The sequence below is a fragment of the Hallella colorans genome (genome assembly GCF_003096815.1).
In the GTDB taxonomy this organism is placed as follows: Bacteria; Bacteroidota; Bacteroidia; order Bacteroidales; family Bacteroidaceae; genus Prevotella; species Prevotella colorans.
In genome coordinates this window covers 73,997-90,207 of sequence record NZ_QENY01000002.1, presented here as the reverse complement: position 1 = coordinate 90,207, position 16,211 = coordinate 73,997, and the positions used below count along the sequence as shown (strand labels likewise).

The 16,211-nt window shown below is 42.3% G+C and carries 12 protein-coding genes; 5 read left to right on the top strand and 7 right to left on the bottom strand.

Translation table 11 applies throughout. The features are described 5' to 3' along the window. Positions 1-67 precede the first annotated feature (67 nt). Genes C7379_RS01370 through C7379_RS01350 form a run of 5 tightly spaced genes read right to left on the bottom strand, consistent with a single transcriptional unit; the run spans position 68 to position 5,976 of the window. Entirely contained in the window at positions 68-2,656 is a 2,589-nt protein-coding gene (locus C7379_RS01370) for a DUF5686 and carboxypeptidase-like regulatory domain-containing protein (RefSeq protein WP_116615654.1), read from the bottom strand. 21 nt (positions 2,657-2,677) lie between these two features. Continuing rightward, positions 2,678-3,385: an HAD family hydrolase gene (locus C7379_RS01365; protein WP_116615653.1), complete on the bottom strand. Its 708-nt coding sequence runs from the start codon at positions 3,383-3,385 to the stop codon at positions 2,678-2,680. Continuing rightward, positions 3,378-4,331: a CDP-alcohol phosphatidyltransferase family protein gene (locus C7379_RS01360; protein WP_116615652.1), complete on the bottom strand. Its 954-nt coding sequence runs from the start codon at positions 4,329-4,331 to the stop codon at positions 3,378-3,380. The genes C7379_RS01365 and C7379_RS01360 overlap by 8 nt, the downstream gene beginning before the upstream one ends. 26 nt (positions 4,332-4,357) lie before the next feature. Further along, a complete protein-coding gene (locus C7379_RS01355; RefSeq protein WP_336469914.1) occupies positions 4,358-5,233 on the bottom strand; it encodes an ATP-grasp domain-containing protein in 876 nt (291 codons plus the stop codon). Then, on the bottom strand, positions 5,230-5,976 hold the full coding sequence (locus tag C7379_RS01350; RefSeq protein WP_116615651.1) for a sugar phosphate nucleotidyltransferase: 747 nt from the start codon (positions 5,974-5,976) through the stop codon (positions 5,230-5,232). Before C7379_RS01350 ends, C7379_RS01355 begins: the two co-directional genes overlap by 4 nt. A 204-nt stretch (positions 5,977-6,180) precedes the next feature. Here C7379_RS01350 and C7379_RS01345 point away from each other — a divergent pair, with 204 nt between their 5' ends. From C7379_RS01345 to C7379_RS01325, 5 genes are all read left to right on the top strand, one after another. Next, positions 6,181-8,166: a patatin-like phospholipase family protein gene (locus C7379_RS01345; protein WP_243406674.1), complete on the top strand. Its 1,986-nt coding sequence runs from the start codon at positions 6,181-6,183 to the stop codon at positions 8,164-8,166. A gap of 1,120 nt (positions 8,167-9,286) precedes the next feature. Next, entirely contained in the window at positions 9,287-10,354 is a 1,068-nt protein-coding gene (gene serC / locus C7379_RS01340) for a 3-phosphoserine/phosphohydroxythreonine transaminase (RefSeq protein WP_116615649.1), read from the top strand. A 71-nt stretch (positions 10,355-10,425) separates the two neighbouring features. Further along, complete coding sequence (locus C7379_RS01335) at positions 10,426-11,343, top strand: NAD(P)-dependent oxidoreductase (RefSeq protein ID WP_116615648.1); 918 nt, start codon at positions 10,426-10,428, stop codon at positions 11,341-11,343. A 153-nt stretch (positions 11,344-11,496) separates the two neighbouring features. Continuing rightward, entirely contained in the window at positions 11,497-12,747 is a 1,251-nt protein-coding gene (locus C7379_RS01330) for a DUF1015 domain-containing protein (protein ID WP_116615647.1), read from the top strand. A 79-nt stretch (positions 12,748-12,826) separates the two neighbouring features. Next, positions 12,827-13,411 (top strand): IMPACT family protein, encoded by a 585-nt coding sequence (locus tag C7379_RS01325; protein ID WP_116615646.1) that lies wholly within the window; start codon positions 12,827-12,829, stop codon positions 13,409-13,411. Between the two features lie 140 nt (positions 13,412-13,551). Here the strand turns inward: C7379_RS01325 and C7379_RS01320 are convergent, their stop codons facing one another. Continuing rightward, positions 13,552-14,463 (bottom strand): tetratricopeptide repeat protein, encoded by a 912-nt coding sequence (locus C7379_RS01320; RefSeq protein WP_336469913.1) that lies wholly within the window; start codon positions 14,461-14,463, stop codon positions 13,552-13,554. A gap of 500 nt (positions 14,464-14,963) precedes the next feature. Continuing rightward, the gene (locus tag C7379_RS01315; RefSeq protein ID WP_116615644.1) at positions 14,964-16,199 is read right to left on the bottom strand and encodes a tetratricopeptide repeat protein; all 1,236 of its coding nucleotides are present in this window, start codon (positions 16,197-16,199) and stop codon (positions 14,964-14,966) included. Between the last annotated feature and the right edge of the window lie 12 nt (positions 16,200-16,211).

Here is a 16,211-nt window from a genome sequence, read left to right as displayed (position 1 = left end):
TGTAAACATTTGTGTATCAAAACAATGAGAAACTATCAAGATGCTATCATCTTATATGACACAATTGTTAGAAAGTCATTCTAATCATTAGTCGCAAGCCATTGCGCGTGCTTGTAGGCAAGTTGTTGTAATTGCAACGGTGTACATATTCCACGTGCAACAATTTGAAAATGTTATGTAAGCCTGCGACAATTTCCACGTATGGCCGTTTGGGATCCATGACGTTGCAACCTTCTGGGAATTGCATTAAAATATTATTACCCGCATTTTGCTCAAGAAATGGATTGTTCTTGTCTGTTAACTGCCCCCATAAACACTTCACGCCCAAGTACTCTCTCCATTTAAGTTTCTTGATTAGAGGGATGCGATTGAGTATTTTTCCATTCAAATCCCACGCAATATCCACACTTGCAAATCGGTCGTTGAGAAACTCCATGTTGTTAATCAAATTGAAGGTTTGGTCTTGAACAATATAACTTAGATTGGTCGCTGGCATGATTAGCAATGGAAAAGGTACCCTATTCCACTGCGCTCCAACCTTTACAAACGCATCTATCTTGCCCCAACTCTTCATCCAAATGCGTTTGTAGATAGATGCGTCGGTATAGTTATAAGCATACTCACCACCCATAAAGCCTTTCAATCCCATAGCATGACCAAGTGTAAACACAGGAGCATCGAGATTGATGGGCCTACGTCTCTGCTTGGTATTAATATATGTTCGGCCGGGTGCGTACAGTAAGTTTATATTCAGTTCGGTAGTTCTTATCTTTCCATTGTGTAGCAGACTACCTACCTTGACATCGGTAGGAATCTCATAGTTGATGCCACTGTTCAACCTGTTGAAAAACAATCGGCCAGCGGCCTCGTTCTCCTCAGCTTTCAATCCCAGCGTGGTTTTCAGGCCACCCTCAAACTCATATTCAAATTCTAAGTGCTGACGATTATAAAACATCATCTTATCCACCTTTGCCCACTTAAACGCTGTGAAGACGTTGTCTTTGTCAGTGTGAATAAATTTGTCTGAGGGCGAGATGATATCATACGTTGATGTGAATGTCAGCGTGCGTTTGGGAAACTCGCGTGGAAGATAGTCTTTCTTGTTAAATGAATAGGTAATCTGCCCTTTATAATAATTCTTTTTTGACCCCCACCCATGCGCATAGTAGCCCGACAGGAACCAATGCTTGTTTAAATTGGCAGTGGTCTGTGCGCTAACGCGAGTTCGCAAGCCATCAATAAAATTGGAAGTTATCATTGTATTGATAGGGCCGATATCCACTTTACTGGGATGCGAGGGGTCACCTGTCTCCACAAAGTTTTCAATTAAAGCCTTGGCTGCAAAGACAATATATTTAAAACCTTTGAGCTGCTCTATGCGGTGGATGAACGCATCCATCGAACTTTCACCCTTGGTAAGCTCCACACTTCGGTATTTATTCCAAAAAGCCTCATCCCTCATTTGCGCATTAGACTCCCGTCTCTCTTTGGCTTTACCTTTAAATAGTTGCTTAGGCAACTCGTCAAAAGCGTAGTCGGAGAGCCGTGTGGTCCGAATGACAATGGCTTTAGCAAGAAAATTGCTAATCTTCATCTCCACAATCAGGTCGTCTACGCTAAGCGCCCACTCTCCATTTGGCAGTTTGCGATATTCTTGCCTCACTTGGAGGTTCTCCACGAAGTTGACATCGCTACTTCGCGGTATGGTTAGGTTGCATCGCTTGACATGCAGTGTGGAATCTGCAAGAATATAAAGCTCGCCTCTAAAACCAAAGTCTTGTTGGTTGTTAGGGATGAATTGTAGGTGGTAACACAGGTCATGGTCCACATAAACAGTATCTTCTATATAGAATCTGTAAAAAGCAATGGCATCCTTTCCAATAGGCGAGGTAAAAGGATGTTGGAGCAATCGCACTTGGTCGTTATAGATATCGATGTCCGTGAAAACGTCTTTCATGGCCACGTTTAGCATGTCTCCAGTCTGAATAAATTGGTTGACCCCCGTGGTATTTTGTCCTTGTATGATGTTTTTTTCACTCTTCGGATTTTTGCGATATAGGTATTGCGTCACTGTTTCGTCCACACTTAGTGGTAAAATTAACTTGTCATTGTAGGGGCATGTCTCCACTTGGTCCAACAACCAACGGTGCTTACTGATGCGCCCCGAGTCTATATCAGCTTGCGTTATGTCGTTAATGGCACAAGTAATCTTTTGATATTTTGTATATTGCAGATAGTCATGGTTTAGCAAGTTGGTTCTTTTTTTGGCGGCGATTACGCGTCTCATGAGTTCCACGGCAGGATTGTTCTTACGGCTATAACGCCCTCGTTTTGATCTCACCACCACTTCATTCAGTTGCTTGGTGTCAGGTTTTAGTTTTACATCCAATTTGTTGGCTGTTCCATCCGTAATCTTGATAGTTTTCGACTTATAGCCCACGGCCGAAAAAGTGAGATGCCATCCCACATGCTTTTCAATGGAATATTGGCCCAGGGCGTTTCCACTCACTGCCACATGCTGACCTTTGTAAGATATGCTGGGATAGAGCAGCGTGTCTCCCGTTGCCGCGTCGGTCACGACACCATGTATCTGTGCCGCGACACTTGTCGCAAGCACCATTAACAATAATGTAAGATATATCTTGGCAGTTTTCATCAATTACGATTTAAATATCAATCATTTTTTGTCCAACAACTGGGCTAAATCTGTTATAATAATGTCTGGCAAATTCTCGTCATAAATCTTGTTGCTCCAACCTTCTCCCTTAAACCATGCCGCATGACATCCTATTTTAATGGCGGGCTCCACGTCTTTGTAGAAGCTGTCGCCTACCACCATGACCTCCTCTGGTTTCATGCCCAAACATTTTACACCCAAAGAGAATATCCGCGCGTCTGGTTTTCTGATGCCTACAGCTGAAGACTCGACTACATCTTGGAAATATTGCGCCAGTCCAAATTCTCGAAGCACCACGTTGATATTACCATAAAAATTGCTTACTAAAACCATCGGGTACATTGAGGAGAGCTCTTTCAGCACTTTTCCACTATATGCGGTTATTGTTTTTACTTGTTCGTACAAATCCTGTAGCACTGCGTCGTGCTTGTTATTAAAATCGTCTTCATGAGCGTTCCACGCTCCAGAGGTACACAATTGCTCCATCTCAAGCCTTATTTTTGTAGCCAGTGTCTTATGGAATGTATAGTCTGGGCGTATCAATGGCTCTCTGCCAAGCATTCGTTCTCCATGTATGTATGCGTCGCGAAACTGTTGCTCGCTCACCGGTACGTTTTGTCTTTGATATGCGTGCCATAGCATTTGGCCCCAGTGGCAGCCGGCAGTATCGAGCGTGCCGCCATAGTCGAATATATAACCTTTAATCATTGTTCTGAAGATTAGCGAGTTGTGCAGTCATGTCCGCGCACAGAGTCTCATGACATTTGTGCATATAGATGTAGAGTAGATTGAGCAATGTAATTTCAAACAAGAAGTAAACCCACGGAATATTAAGTAGGCATGCCATATAAAGCACGATGGCTCGCGTGTTGAAAGACAAGATATTGGCATATGGCATCATAGGTTTGCTTCCTTGAAGAAACTTTTGCCGGATTGCCTCTAATTTTTCTTTGGAACAACTTGCATCCATATTATTCCACATCGAAAAGAATTTTTGAAACTTCGGCGTGCGCTTTTCTTGCTTTCTACAGTAAGCTGCATAGTTTTTATAAAACAGTCGGGCCAATATCTGCGAATGTGGGGTTTCCTTGTATTTGATTTCTTGTTGTGCCGAATTGTCCAATTCTGACCCATGCTTGCCTTTCAAAAAAAAGAGGTGTATCTGTCTATAGTAATCGGCTAACATAGCTTGTTGCGAGTGACTAAGAAAGCCAGCGAGTGCCGCCAAAATCCATATCCAATACCTCCAAGTTATTTCCGTGCCGGGAATTAATTGGTTTTGCATACGCAAACAGAGGGCCACATAGACAGCTACAAACCACAATTCGCTTGAGAAACCATCAAGAATGCGCCCCGTGAGGGTCTTCTTTCCCGTAAGCCGAGCCATCTGTCCATCGGTAGAATCACAAAAATTGGCCAGCATCAAAAGGATCATACCTATAATATTGTATACCAAATCTGTATGGTAGAACATCCATCCAGCGCCTATTCCCAAAAAGATAGACAGAATGGTTATGGCATTGGGGTGTATGCCCAACTTGTTCCACAACAGTGCGAAAACCAATCCTATTGGGCGCGTGAAATGCACGTCCAACCACTCTTCTGTGTCGTTTGATTTAAAAGAAGCTTGTAATAATTCTTTAAATGTAGACATTTTGTTTGCTTTGTTAATATTATTTTTTATATGACAGGAGACGCTTTTTGTTCACGGTTATCCGTCGAAACAATATCCCAACCTATTTTTGACACCACCTCCAAGGCTATGGCCTTGGCCGCCGCAATCCTGCAGCGTGAAAAACTGGGCCAGTCATTGAAGTCAATGATGCTGTAATTGCCGTTTTTATCAATGATCACATCGCCCCCATATACATCTATGCCTGTTAGCTTGGCCAGTTTTACAACACAACTCCTGAGTCTTTCCACGTTAAAATCGTAATGATGAGCCTTGCCGTTTACTTGCTCCACGCCAAACTTCGAGATACCATCATCACTGGGATAGAAGTATTGGAAGAACCGCTCTCCCACTCCATAGAACTTCACTAAGTCGCCAATTATATGTGCGCTGACCACCAAGTCGTCTATGCCACGCGCTCGAAACTCATCTTTTGTTTTTTCGAGAACAGTTTTGTCAGGACAATATACCACGTCTCTTTCTGTTTGCGCCGCCGTATCACCTCGTTTCAACCAGTAGCCATGTTCACCTTCTTGGTTAGGCATCGGAATATTATTTTCAAGCATTAGCCTGTTCAATTTGGATCGTTGGCAGCTCATCACACCTTGCGGACTGTTCACAATCATGCAACCATTAGATTGCATAGCTGCCAAAACGGCTAATGCCCTGTCTGAACGAGCCATTGATACGCAACAATCCACCGTCTCGATCGGTTGTGTCAAAGCAACTTCATCGACCATTTTTATATCCGATTTGAGATGTCCTATTTTTTTTATTTCATCACAAACCAACTGTAATATCAATCGATCTTTCTCAACAGAATTAGGTGAGAAGCAAGCCTTTCGGCGTATGGCTAAAATATTTGGCCGCTTGCTATCCATCATTCTCTCATGTTTTTTTGAGCATGCTCTGTCAAAAAGCGATCAGCTTTGGCAATGTCTGCGGCATGGTCTATGTCTAAGATTTTAGAAAAATTAAAAGCCGTCATACACTTGCCCTCGTTTACAAGCGCGCGTTGAAAGTTACGCATACGGCTCTCTCCACGCTGCATACAGTGTTTCAGGGTTTCTATAGCCGTGGGCTTTAGGCCATAGATGCCACCCGAAACGTAAGTACAGTCCATACTGTTATCATCATAAAAGCCCGTGATTTGCATGCTGTTATCTGTCTTGACATATAGTGGTTTTTCATCGTCTATATAGTCGGTAACGCCCATCACACCATCACAATCGGTTCTCAACGCACGATCAAAAGCCTTGAGATATTCGGCAAACTCATCTTCCAAGAAAATGGTATCTACTGTGGTCAATACAAATGGCTCGTCTGCTAACAGGTGGCTCAACTCGTAAAAAGAGTGCATGGAGCTTGGCGTGCTTTTCACAATATACTTTAATGGCACTCGCTTTCCATTCATGCCATTAGCCTTGATATCACTCAAGTGTGCTGCCACTAAAGGCGTCAGGTCATTGCATATCACGTCTATCTCATGAGCATCGTGCTCCATGAAAATGCCTATAAGCCGGTCAAGAAGACAGTTTCCGCCCACTTTGACCAAAGGTTTGGGTGCACTAACACCTTCCAATGCCAACCGAGAGCCTTCTCCCGCAGCAATAATTGCAAACTTCATGCTATTTATTTGTTTGATTAATATACAAAAATACTCATATTACATGATAATAGAAAACTTTTTATTAAATTTTTGTTTTTTTCTCAAGAACCCACTATTTTTGCATTAAATAGATATAATGATATGAAAAATAAGTTTTTAAGCCAAGAGGAATGTAGATTTTTATATATTCTATCCCTGTTCCTTTTGTGCCTATTATCACCCATGTGGGCACAGTCAAACGCCCAACGAAAGAAGGTGGCCATCGTGCTTTCAGGCGGAGGAGCCAAAGGAGTGGCTCATATTGGTGTGATGAAGGTCATAGAGCGAGCTGGTATACCAGTCGATATGGTAACCGGCACATCTATGGGAAGCATCGTAGGCGGTCTCTATTGCTGTGGATGGAACGCACAATTACTCGATTCCATCGTTAGAAAACAGGATTGGAATTTCTTGCTCAGCGACCGCGACAACTATTATTCGCAAAACCTTTTTAAACGGCGCAAGCAGAACACCTATTTCTTATCCAAAACATTTGTATTTGATAAAGACAAGAAAACTACCACTGGTGGACTTGTCAAAGGGAAAAACCTCGACCAACTCTTCGAGCATTTGACAAAGGGATACCACGACTCTATGGATTTCTCGCATCTTCCAATACCTTTCGCATGCGTGGCAACCAATATTATAGACAATACCGAGCACGATTTTCACAGTGGCATTTTGGCTCGAGCCATGCGTGCCAGCATGTCTATTCCCGGCTTTTTCACACCTATAAGAATGGGCGACAAATTGCTTGTCGACGGTGGTCTGCGCAACAATTATCCTGCCGATATTGCCCGTTCGATGGGAGCTGATTACATCATAGGATCAACCGTACAAGGCGAATCCAAAACTGCCGACGAACTGAACAGCAGTTCTGCGATAATAGGACAGATAATAGACGTAAACTGTAGGCATAAGTATGACGAGAATATCGCCATCACCAACATACCCATCCACGTAAACGTAGATGGTTACGGCGCGGCCAGTTTCAACCAAGCTGCGATAGACACACTCATAAGACGGGGTGAGGAAGCGGCCATGGCACACTGGGACGAACTAATGGCACTCAAACGAAAACTGGGCCTACCTGACAACTACAAGCCGCGCCCACACAAGCCAAACCCAATGGCCATGCAGCCCATCGATTTTAAAAAAGACGCACGCAATCGCAGGCCGGACCACAATATGCTGCAGGGCAACCTTGGCGTGAGATTTGACACAGAAGAATTAGTAGCCTTGCAGCTCAATGGTGTTTATTCGTTGGCACATGCACCGCTCGACATAGAGGGCACTGTAAGGCTTGGGCGTAACATCATGGTGGGAACCAAAGCCATGTGGATGTCTAACGGACTTGTGAACATGTCTTTAGATTACAATTTTTATCGACACGACATTGAGGTGTATGAAAAGGGTAATAACAATTACAGCATTACTTTCAACCAGCATCAGGCCAGGTTGCGCGCACTCAATATCGACGTTAAAAATTTAGCCATGGATATTGGTGTGCAGTGGGATTACTACAATTTTTACAAACTATTGGTTAGCAACAATTCAGAACATAAAAACCTTACGCTCAACAATGAGCATCTCTTGAGCTATCACGCCAACTTTAGATACAACTCCGAAAACACAGGGTTGTTTCCCACACGAGGTGCCAAGTTTCAGGCCGAGTATGCATATTTCACCGACAACCTCCTACAATACAACGGTCACAAGGGTTTCAGCGAGTTGAGTGCAGGCTGGCAAATGTCGTTCAAGTTGACCAAGCGCCTCACCCTCCAACCCCTACTCTATGGGCGCATGCTCTTTGGCGATGATATTCCGCTCATCAGGCAAAACTTCATAGGTGGCCAATGGTTTGGTCATTACATTGACCAGCAAATGCCATTTGTGGGCGTTTCGTGGTTAGAGCGTACTGACAGCAAGTTTGCTGCTTGCCAAATTAAGTTGCAAGAGCGTCTCAGCACCAACAATTACATTCTTTTAAAAGTTGTGGGAGCACAGCACGCCGACAAACTGGACGATATTTTTGCAAAAGGTCCGACAATGGGGTATCAAGCAGCCTATTACTATCGCTCTATGTTTGGCCCCATGGGTGCCACGATAGGATATTCGAGTAAGTCTAAGAAAATAAACTTCTTTGTAAACCTCGGCTTTGAGTTTTAAAGGCAGACCCTAAATAATTCCACATCATGTAATAAAGAATAAAAACATGAATTGCACCTTGTCATCTTTTGCTTTTATTGGCTAATACAGCATGAGACAACTACAAACAGTGGTATGCGATGTGGAAATAGTATACGTTTTACGCTCGAACACTTACCAGACAAAATCCAAGATGGCAGCCAGAATGGCCGTTAGATCATATTAAATGACACGTTCGCAACATGCGTTCTCAAATCAAAATGTCAGAAAATAGTCACAAAAAAGTGTGTATCTAAACCGTACAAACTACGTGATAGAAAACCATTTCTCAACATATTTTTTGCCTTCGGCATTCACTTTCTTGTATCATGTTAATGTCATTAGTACCTATTCGTCCTGCGTTTAAGCTCTAAACGCAGGACGTTTCGGTATTATTGACGTTGCGAATAAGCCTTATTCAAGAAGCCATTAAGCATTAAAGGCAAACGAAAAACAAACCTTTCGAAGCTCAAAATAAGAGAAATCGCTATAAAATATTGAAATATAGCCCATTACAATAAACGCTCATTTTTTGCGTATTTGCGAGCGCGGGCATCTTCGGTTGTAAATACGCAAACTACAAGCGACCACTTGTCATATTTTTTCAATATTGAATCCGCTATACCACGAATAACCTTAAGATTGATGAATGTTTGGCTATGATTATTTACTTGCAAGTAGCAGGATGAACAGATTGATAAAAAATCTCAACTTATTACGTTTTTAAGTCCAACCTAACGTCGTTTTTTTTAATGACACTTTTTGGGTGGGAACAATGATTTACATACCTTATTATATTTTCATTTTAGGCCGTTTCGCATCTGTTCATAATGTAGATTTCCAAGCTACACACTTGTTGTTTTGATATACAAGAAATAAGTTGATGTGACAAAATGTAACCAAATGTTTATAAAGCTAATATAAACGCTCAATTCTCTCTGTTGAAAGTAGATATGCATGAAATTCAGGTATTTGACGATTTACGTTTTTTTTTCAAAAAAAACACGTCGATAATTTGTTTATTCCAAATTAAACCATTATGTTTGCAGCCAGTTAACCGAATAGGGTAAGATTTACTAACCATTTAATTACTATAAAAAATATGAAGAAGTACAACTTTAATGCTGGTCCTTCGATGCTTCCTCGCGAAGTGATTGAGAACACCGCAAAACAAATTTTGGATTTTAACGGTAACGGACTTTCACTAATGGAAATCAGCCACCGTGCCAAGTATTTCCAGCCAGTGGTAGACGAGACGGTTGCTTTGATCAAGGAACTGCTCGACATTCCTGAGGGATACTCGGTAATCTTCCTTGGTGGCGGCGCCTCGCTACAGTTCACACAGATACCTGCTAACTTCCTTATCAAGAAAGCAGGATACGTCAATACTGGTACGTGGGCTAAAAAAGCGCTGAAAGAAGCTAAGCTATATGGTGAGGTTGTAGAGGTTGCTTCTTCTGCCGATAAGAACTTTACATACGTTCCCCACAACTACGAGATCCCTTCAGATCTTGACTATCTACATATCACAACCAACAATACCATCTATGGTACAGAGCTGCGCAAGGACATTGACGCACCAGTTCCATTGATCGCCGACATGTCTTCTGACATTATGAGCCGCCCTGTAGATGTTTCTAAGTATATCGCTATCTATGGCGGTGCACAGAAAAACATGGCTATGGCAGGTGTTACCTTTGTTATTGTAAAGAACGATATGCTTGGCAAGGCTCCTCGCGAATTGCCTACAATGCTCAACTACACCACACACGTAGACAAAGGCTCTATGTTCAATACACCTCCTGTTGTGCCTATCTACTCTCTTATGGAGACAATGCGTTGGGTCAAAGCCGAGGGCGGTGTCAAAGAAATGGATCGCCGTGCTAAAGAGCGCGCCAAGATTGTGTATGACGAAATCGATCGCAACAAGCTCTTCAAAGGCACTGTTGCCGAGGAAGATCGCTCACTGATGAACATCTGCTTCGTAATGAACGATGAGTATAAAGATCTGGAAGCTCCATTCTTCGAGTTCGCTACAGAGCGTGGCATGGTAGGCCTTAAGGGTCACCGCTCAGTAGGTGGGTTCCGCGCCAGCTGCTATAACGCACAGACCATCGAGGGCGTTAACGCTTTGGTGAAAGCCATGAAGGATTTCGAGGCTCAACATTAAAAAGGCAATCCCTCCGCCATGGAGGGATTGTTATTTCATTAAATCATAAATCTAAGAAAATTAATAAAGCTATGAAAATACTTGTTGCTACTGAAAAACCATTTGCTGCAGCTGCTGTAGAAGGTATCAAAAAAGAGGCTAAGGCTGCTGGGCACGAAGTAGTGTTACTTGAGAAATATACAGACGTAAAACAATTGTTAGACGCTGTGGCAGACGTAGACGCCATGATCGTTCGCTCTGACAAAGTCACTCCGCAAGTTTTGGATGCCGCCAAGAACCTCAAGATCGTTGTTCGCGCTGGCGCAGGATATGACTCTATCGATACGGCTTACGCCAAAGAGAAAAATGTAGTGGTAGAAAACACTCCGGGACAGAACTCTAACGCAGTGGCCGAATTGGTTTTTGGCATGTTGGTATCTGCTGTTCGCAATTTCTATAATGGCAAGGCAGGCGTTGAGCTTAAGGGTAAAAAACTTGGTATCTTGGCTTTTGGAAACGTTGGACGCAATGTGGCTCGTATCGCCAAAGGCTTTGGTATGGATGTTTGTGCTTATGATGAGTACTGCCCCAAAGACGCTATCGAGAGTGCTGGCGTACATGCCGTTGACAGCCGTGACGAATTGTTCAAGTGCTGTGACGTGGTAAGCCTCCACATTCCTGCTACTCCAGAGACCAAGCAGAGCATCAATTACAATGTGGTTAACCTCATGAAGAAAGGTGGAATATTGGTTAACACCGCTCGCAAGGAAGTGATCAATGAGCCTGAATTGCTCAAATTAATGGCAGATCGCGATGACATCAAGTTTATCACTGATATCAAGCCAGATGCCGATGAGGAATTCAAGAAGTTTGAAGGTCGCTACTTCTCCACTCCGAAGAAAATGGGCGCACAGACTGCTGAGGCCAATATCAACGCTGGTATCGCTGCCGCTAAGCAGATCAACGCTTTCTTTGAAAGTGGTGACACCAAATTTCAAGTGAACAAATAACATGTTACCCACTCGATCGTGACTTCTCTGTAGAATGACCGAACGAGTGGGTAAATATTTTTATAGCATATCTATTAGGAGTAAAAGGTGCTTTTAAAGCATTGCTTTCACCCATTTTAGTATGATAAAACAATATATCCAATAAATCTTACTATGGCTACAATAAAACCTTTTAAAGGAGTTCGACCACCAAAAGAATTTGTCGAAGAGGTAGAATCTCGCCCTTATGACGTGCTTGACTCTGAAGAAGCGCGTGAGGAAGCTGGCAACAACGAGAAATCACTTTATCATATAATTAAACCTGAAATCAACTTTGAGAAGGGTACTTCTGAATATGATACCCGTGTGTATCAAAGTGCAGCCGACCAATTTAAAAAGTTCCAAGAGAAGGGCTGGCTTGTACAAGACAACGACGAGCATTATTACATCTATGCCCAGACCATGGGCGACAAAACACAATATGGCTTGGTAGTTGGAGCGTTTGTGCAGGATTATATGACTGGGGTCATTAAAAAACACGAATTGACACGCCGTGACAAGGAAGAGGATCGCATGAAACATGTGCGTGTTTGCAACGCTAACATTGAACCAGTATTCTTCGCTTACCCTGACAATTCGGTTTTGAACGACTTGCTAAATCGTTATGCCAAGACCAAACCAGAGTATGATTTTATTGCTCCGATAGATGGTTTCCGCCATCAATTATGGGTCATTTCTGACAAGAATGATATCAAAACTATCACAGAAGAGTTTGCCAAAATGCCAAGTTTGTACATTGCAGACGGTCACCATAGATCCGCTGCGGCTGCTCTTGTGGGTGCCGAGAAAGCTCGCCAAAATCCAAATCACAACGGCAATGAGGAATACAACTACTTCATGGCTGTATGTTTCCAAGCCAGCCAACTTACCATTCTCGATTACAATCGCGTGGTGAAGGACCTCAACGGCATGACAGCAGAGGAGTTCCTAAAAGCTTTGGAGCAGGATTTCACTGTTGAGAAGAAAGGTGAGAAAGAATACAAACCACAAGCTTTGCACGAGTTTTCTCTTTATTTGGACAAGTGTTGGTACAGCCTGAAAGCTAAACCGGGCACCTATAATGATAGTGACCCTATCGGTGTTCTTGATGTAGACATCTCCAGCAGACTTATCCTTGACAAGCTGATGGGTATCAAAGACCTCCGCTCTGACAAGCGAATAGACTTCGTTGGAGGACTCCGAGGACTCAAAGAACTTAAGAGAAGAGTAGACAGTGGTGAAATGCGCTGGGCACTTGCATTATATCCTGTATCTATGAAACAAATCATGGATATTGCCGACTCTGGCAAAATAATGCCTCCGAAGGCCACTTGGTTCGAGCCAAAACTGCGCTCCGGTCTTATCATTCACAAGTTGGAGGATTGATCATCTTCGTCAAAGCTACAGCCATAAATATTTTGTTTGATTAATATAACTTTCTTGTTTGTAAACCAATAAATTTTTAATGACTGATAGCTATACGACGATTAACAATATAGGCGAGGGCTTCTACGCTGAAAAACGTAGCAAGTTCCTCGCTTTTGCGTATCATGTAGAGACAGCGGAGAATGCTAAAAATTTAATACAAGAGTGTCGAAAGAAGTATTATGACGCACGCCATTGTTGCTGGGCGTATGTTCTTGGTCCCGCTCGCGACATATTTAGGGTAAACGATGACGGCGAACCCTCTTCTACAGCAGGCAGGCCTATACTTGGGCAAATTAACTCAAACAATCTAACAGACATTTTAATTTGTGTTGTTAGATATTATGGTGGCGTGAATTTAGGAACCAGTGGACTTATTGTAGCCTATCGAACAGCTGCGGCAAATGCGATTGAGCACTGTGAGATAGTGGAGCGTTTGGTAGAGGATAAAATAACTTTCGACTTCTCTTATCCTATGATTAATGGGGTGATGAGGGTTGTTAAAGAAATGGACGCGCGCATCATCTCACAAAAATTTGAGGCAACATGCCAGATCGTTTTGGCAATAAGGAAAAGCCTTGCGGAACAATTGCGCACGAAACTAAACCATCTTAATTTCGAATAAAAATGGTAAACGGATAATTTTACCTTCTTCGTTTACATTGCTAAAAAAGCTCCATTAAAAGACTTTTGCGTCTCAATGTGACATGTTCGGTTGTTATAAACAATATGACACACTATTGACTCTCGCGAAAATATTATAGCTTATTTTTTAATCAGACGATCTATCTCGTCAAATTCCTTGCCCATGTTTAAACTCAAATATATGGTGTACAAGGGCAATCCCCATACGTCCAACTTTTCTGGGCATAGTTTTCGGTAAGTCTGCAAATAAGGCAGAGCTTCTTGATAGAGCTTTAAGATGTCTTTTTTAGACCTGTTAGATTTGACGGATTGCTTCTCTATGGTCACACCCGCGTTAAATTTGGCCAAACCTGCATTAAGGTATGCCTCAGGCAAACTATCATCCACTTGGAGCAACGAGTCGCAAATGTCAAAACACTCCTTGTATTTTCCCAAATTAAGCAACAAAGAACTCTTGGTAATATGATACATTTTTTGAGTTTTATCTACATCCAAGGCTCTATTCGTTAAGTCTAAAGCCCTATCCCACTGTCTATTATGTGAGTAGAAATCAACAAGGTGAGAGTAAAAGAATGTTGTTCGTGGATATTGCTCAAAACCTTTTTTCAGCGTGCGAACATAGTTTGATGTATCCTTCATTAACATATAAGTCTCTGATAGATATTGCATTGCCATCTCGTGATGAAGACTGTCTTGAAGGGCCAAGGGGGCATGTCTTAACACTTTTGTGGTATCATTCATCTTGTAGCCACAATACATCGCCCAATAGGATACAGTCGGAATATTCTTGTCTTTCTCACCATAATTATACCCTTTGAACATAGGTTGTGAAGCCGTGGCAAGATATTGGTCGAGCATGATGTATGCCTCTGGGTATTTTTGTTTACTTATCAAGAAAACGCCACCATTATAAAGGTTGGGTCTAATCGTATTCAACAACTCGGCGTTGACCTTTCTATAGACCATCTTCACACGACCTTTTTTGTCTGGGAGAGCGTCAATGGAATCGTAATGAACCATGATTGAGAACATGCGCGAAGTTGTATTGAAAAGCGATACCGTGTCATATTTTTGTTTAAGATACAACTTTTCATTTCCCACTTGGTACTGTTTACGCAAAGTTTCAAACAGAACATCCCAAATTTTAGTGTTTCTTTGGTTAGCCGAATCTTCCAAAAGCCTACGCATTGAAAGTTCCGCCTTTTCTAAATTTTTCCCCTTTTTTACCCAATCTCGAGCTGTATTAATCTCTCTTTTTTGCGAAAAAGCATTGCAACTAATAGATAGCAATACTATAAAAAGCATTATCCTTGATTTCACCTTAGTACCTTTTAATTCATCCTTAAATTCACCCTGTTAATCATATAATAAACATTGATTAGGGTAACACCTTTACATGATGTACATAGAAGCGTTTGTTTTTAATACGAACCAAGCTGACACGTAGAGTGTCAACTTGGTCCTTCAAATTCGTATATCGCATAATAGTCCCACAGTAAATATCTTACACATGAGACTATATCAATTGATTTTTATTGCTTCAAAATCTTTTCCAATTCCTTTGTACGCGGATCTGTCGCCTTATAAATCACATAATAGCACTGGTAGAGTGGGTAAACCCAATTGGCCTTCTCTCTGTTAGGATCTATTTCCTTGGCTTTTTCCAAGTAACCCATAGACTCCTCGTAGAGTTTTTTCTGTGCAGCTAAATCACCATTAATCTGTGATGCCTTAGCGTTTATGGCAAAACCCAAATAAGTTAAAACAACGGGGTTGGTGGCATCAATATTTATTGCTTCCTTGAAAGCGTTGATACATTCGTCCCAATTGGGGTTCTCGGCCTTAGCGTTTCGATTGAGAAGCGTCTGCCCTTTCAGTGCCCAAGCCGTGAAATTCTTAGGTTCTTTAGCAAGCTTTTCTGCCAGCAAAGCGTCCAGTTCAGCACCCATCTCCAGACCGGTATACATGTTACAGAGAGTTCCAAAAATCATCTCATTGCTCGGATCGTTGTCGTACGCTGTTTTCAATGTAGCGGCATATTTCACCGAGTCTTCCTTAGTTTTCAGCCCACGTTGCGCCATCGCATACTTAAAAGCCTCCGCTTGCTTTTTCATATCCTTGTCTTGCATGGCTATCTCCGCGTATTTCATCGCGCGGTCATATTGGTTAGCTTGGTTGGCATACTGCGCGGTATAATAAGCTACTTGACCAATAAACTGAGCTTCTGATTGCTTAGACGCCGCAAAAGCTGGATTGTCATCCGTGTCCAAGAATGTACCCCAATACTTCAAGACACCATCTTGGTTGCCATTTTGAGCGTAATAATTACCCGCGGTAACCAATTGCATGCGTGCGTTTGAGATCAATGGCGTTAGCGAAGAAGTGTATTTTTTTCTCACTTTACCCTTGGCGTTGGGCATAGCATCATACTTTAAACATTCCAAACCATCCATTGTGGCGTTATAAGCGGCCTGATAGAAACCTATAGTGTCATATGGTTGCTCTTTCTGCTTGGTAAGTTGAGCTTGCATGTTCTGTGCTTGGATGGCATTTTCCTTATCAAATTTTTCCAATGCCAATTTAGTAAGATGCTCGTAAGCCTTAGCCTTTTCAGAAGCATCGGCTAATTGGGCCAAAGTGTTTTTGACCAATTGTGCGGCATCTGCATAATTTTTTGTCTTGGTGATAGCCTTCAGAGCGTCGCTATCACCGGCAAATACAGCTGATGTGCTGAGCATCATCATCGCTGCAATCATGATTTTTTTCATCGTGTTATAAAT

Excerpts from the sequence above, each read along its gene's own strand:
- C7379_RS01370 (WP_116615654.1), bottom strand. The coding sequence starts at position 2,656 with ATGAAAACTGCCAAGATATATCTTACATTATTGTTAATGGTGCTTGCG.
- C7379_RS01365 (WP_116615653.1), bottom strand. The coding sequence starts at position 3,385 with ATGATTAAAGGTTATATATTCGACTATGGCGGCACGCTCGATACTGCC.
- C7379_RS01360 (WP_116615652.1), bottom strand. The coding sequence starts at position 4,331 with ATGTCTACATTTAAAGAATTATTACAAGCTTCTTTTAAATCAAACGAC.
- C7379_RS01355 (WP_336469914.1), bottom strand. The coding sequence starts at position 5,233 with ATGATGGATAGCAAGCGGCCAAATATTTTAGCCATACGCCGAAAGGCT.
- C7379_RS01350 (WP_116615651.1), bottom strand. The coding sequence starts at position 5,976 with ATGAAGTTTGCAATTATTGCTGCGGGAGAAGGCTCTCGGTTGGCATTG.
- C7379_RS01345 (WP_243406674.1), top strand. The coding sequence starts at position 6,181 with ATGTGGGCACAGTCAAACGCCCAACGAAAGAAGGTGGCCATCGTGCTT.
- serC (WP_116615649.1), top strand. The coding sequence starts at position 9,287 with ATGAAGAAGTACAACTTTAATGCTGGTCCTTCGATGCTTCCTCGCGAA.
- C7379_RS01335 (WP_116615648.1), top strand. The coding sequence starts at position 10,426 with ATGAAAATACTTGTTGCTACTGAAAAACCATTTGCTGCAGCTGCTGTA.
- C7379_RS01330 (WP_116615647.1), top strand. The coding sequence starts at position 11,497 with ATGGCTACAATAAAACCTTTTAAAGGAGTTCGACCACCAAAAGAATTT.
- C7379_RS01325 (WP_116615646.1), top strand. The coding sequence starts at position 12,827 with ATGACTGATAGCTATACGACGATTAACAATATAGGCGAGGGCTTCTAC.
- C7379_RS01320 (WP_336469913.1), bottom strand. The coding sequence starts at position 14,463 with ATGTTCTCAATCATGGTTCATTACGATTCCATTGACGCTCTCCCAGAC.
- C7379_RS01315 (WP_116615644.1), bottom strand. The coding sequence starts at position 16,199 with ATGAAAAAAATCATGATTGCAGCGATGATGATGCTCAGCACATCAGCT.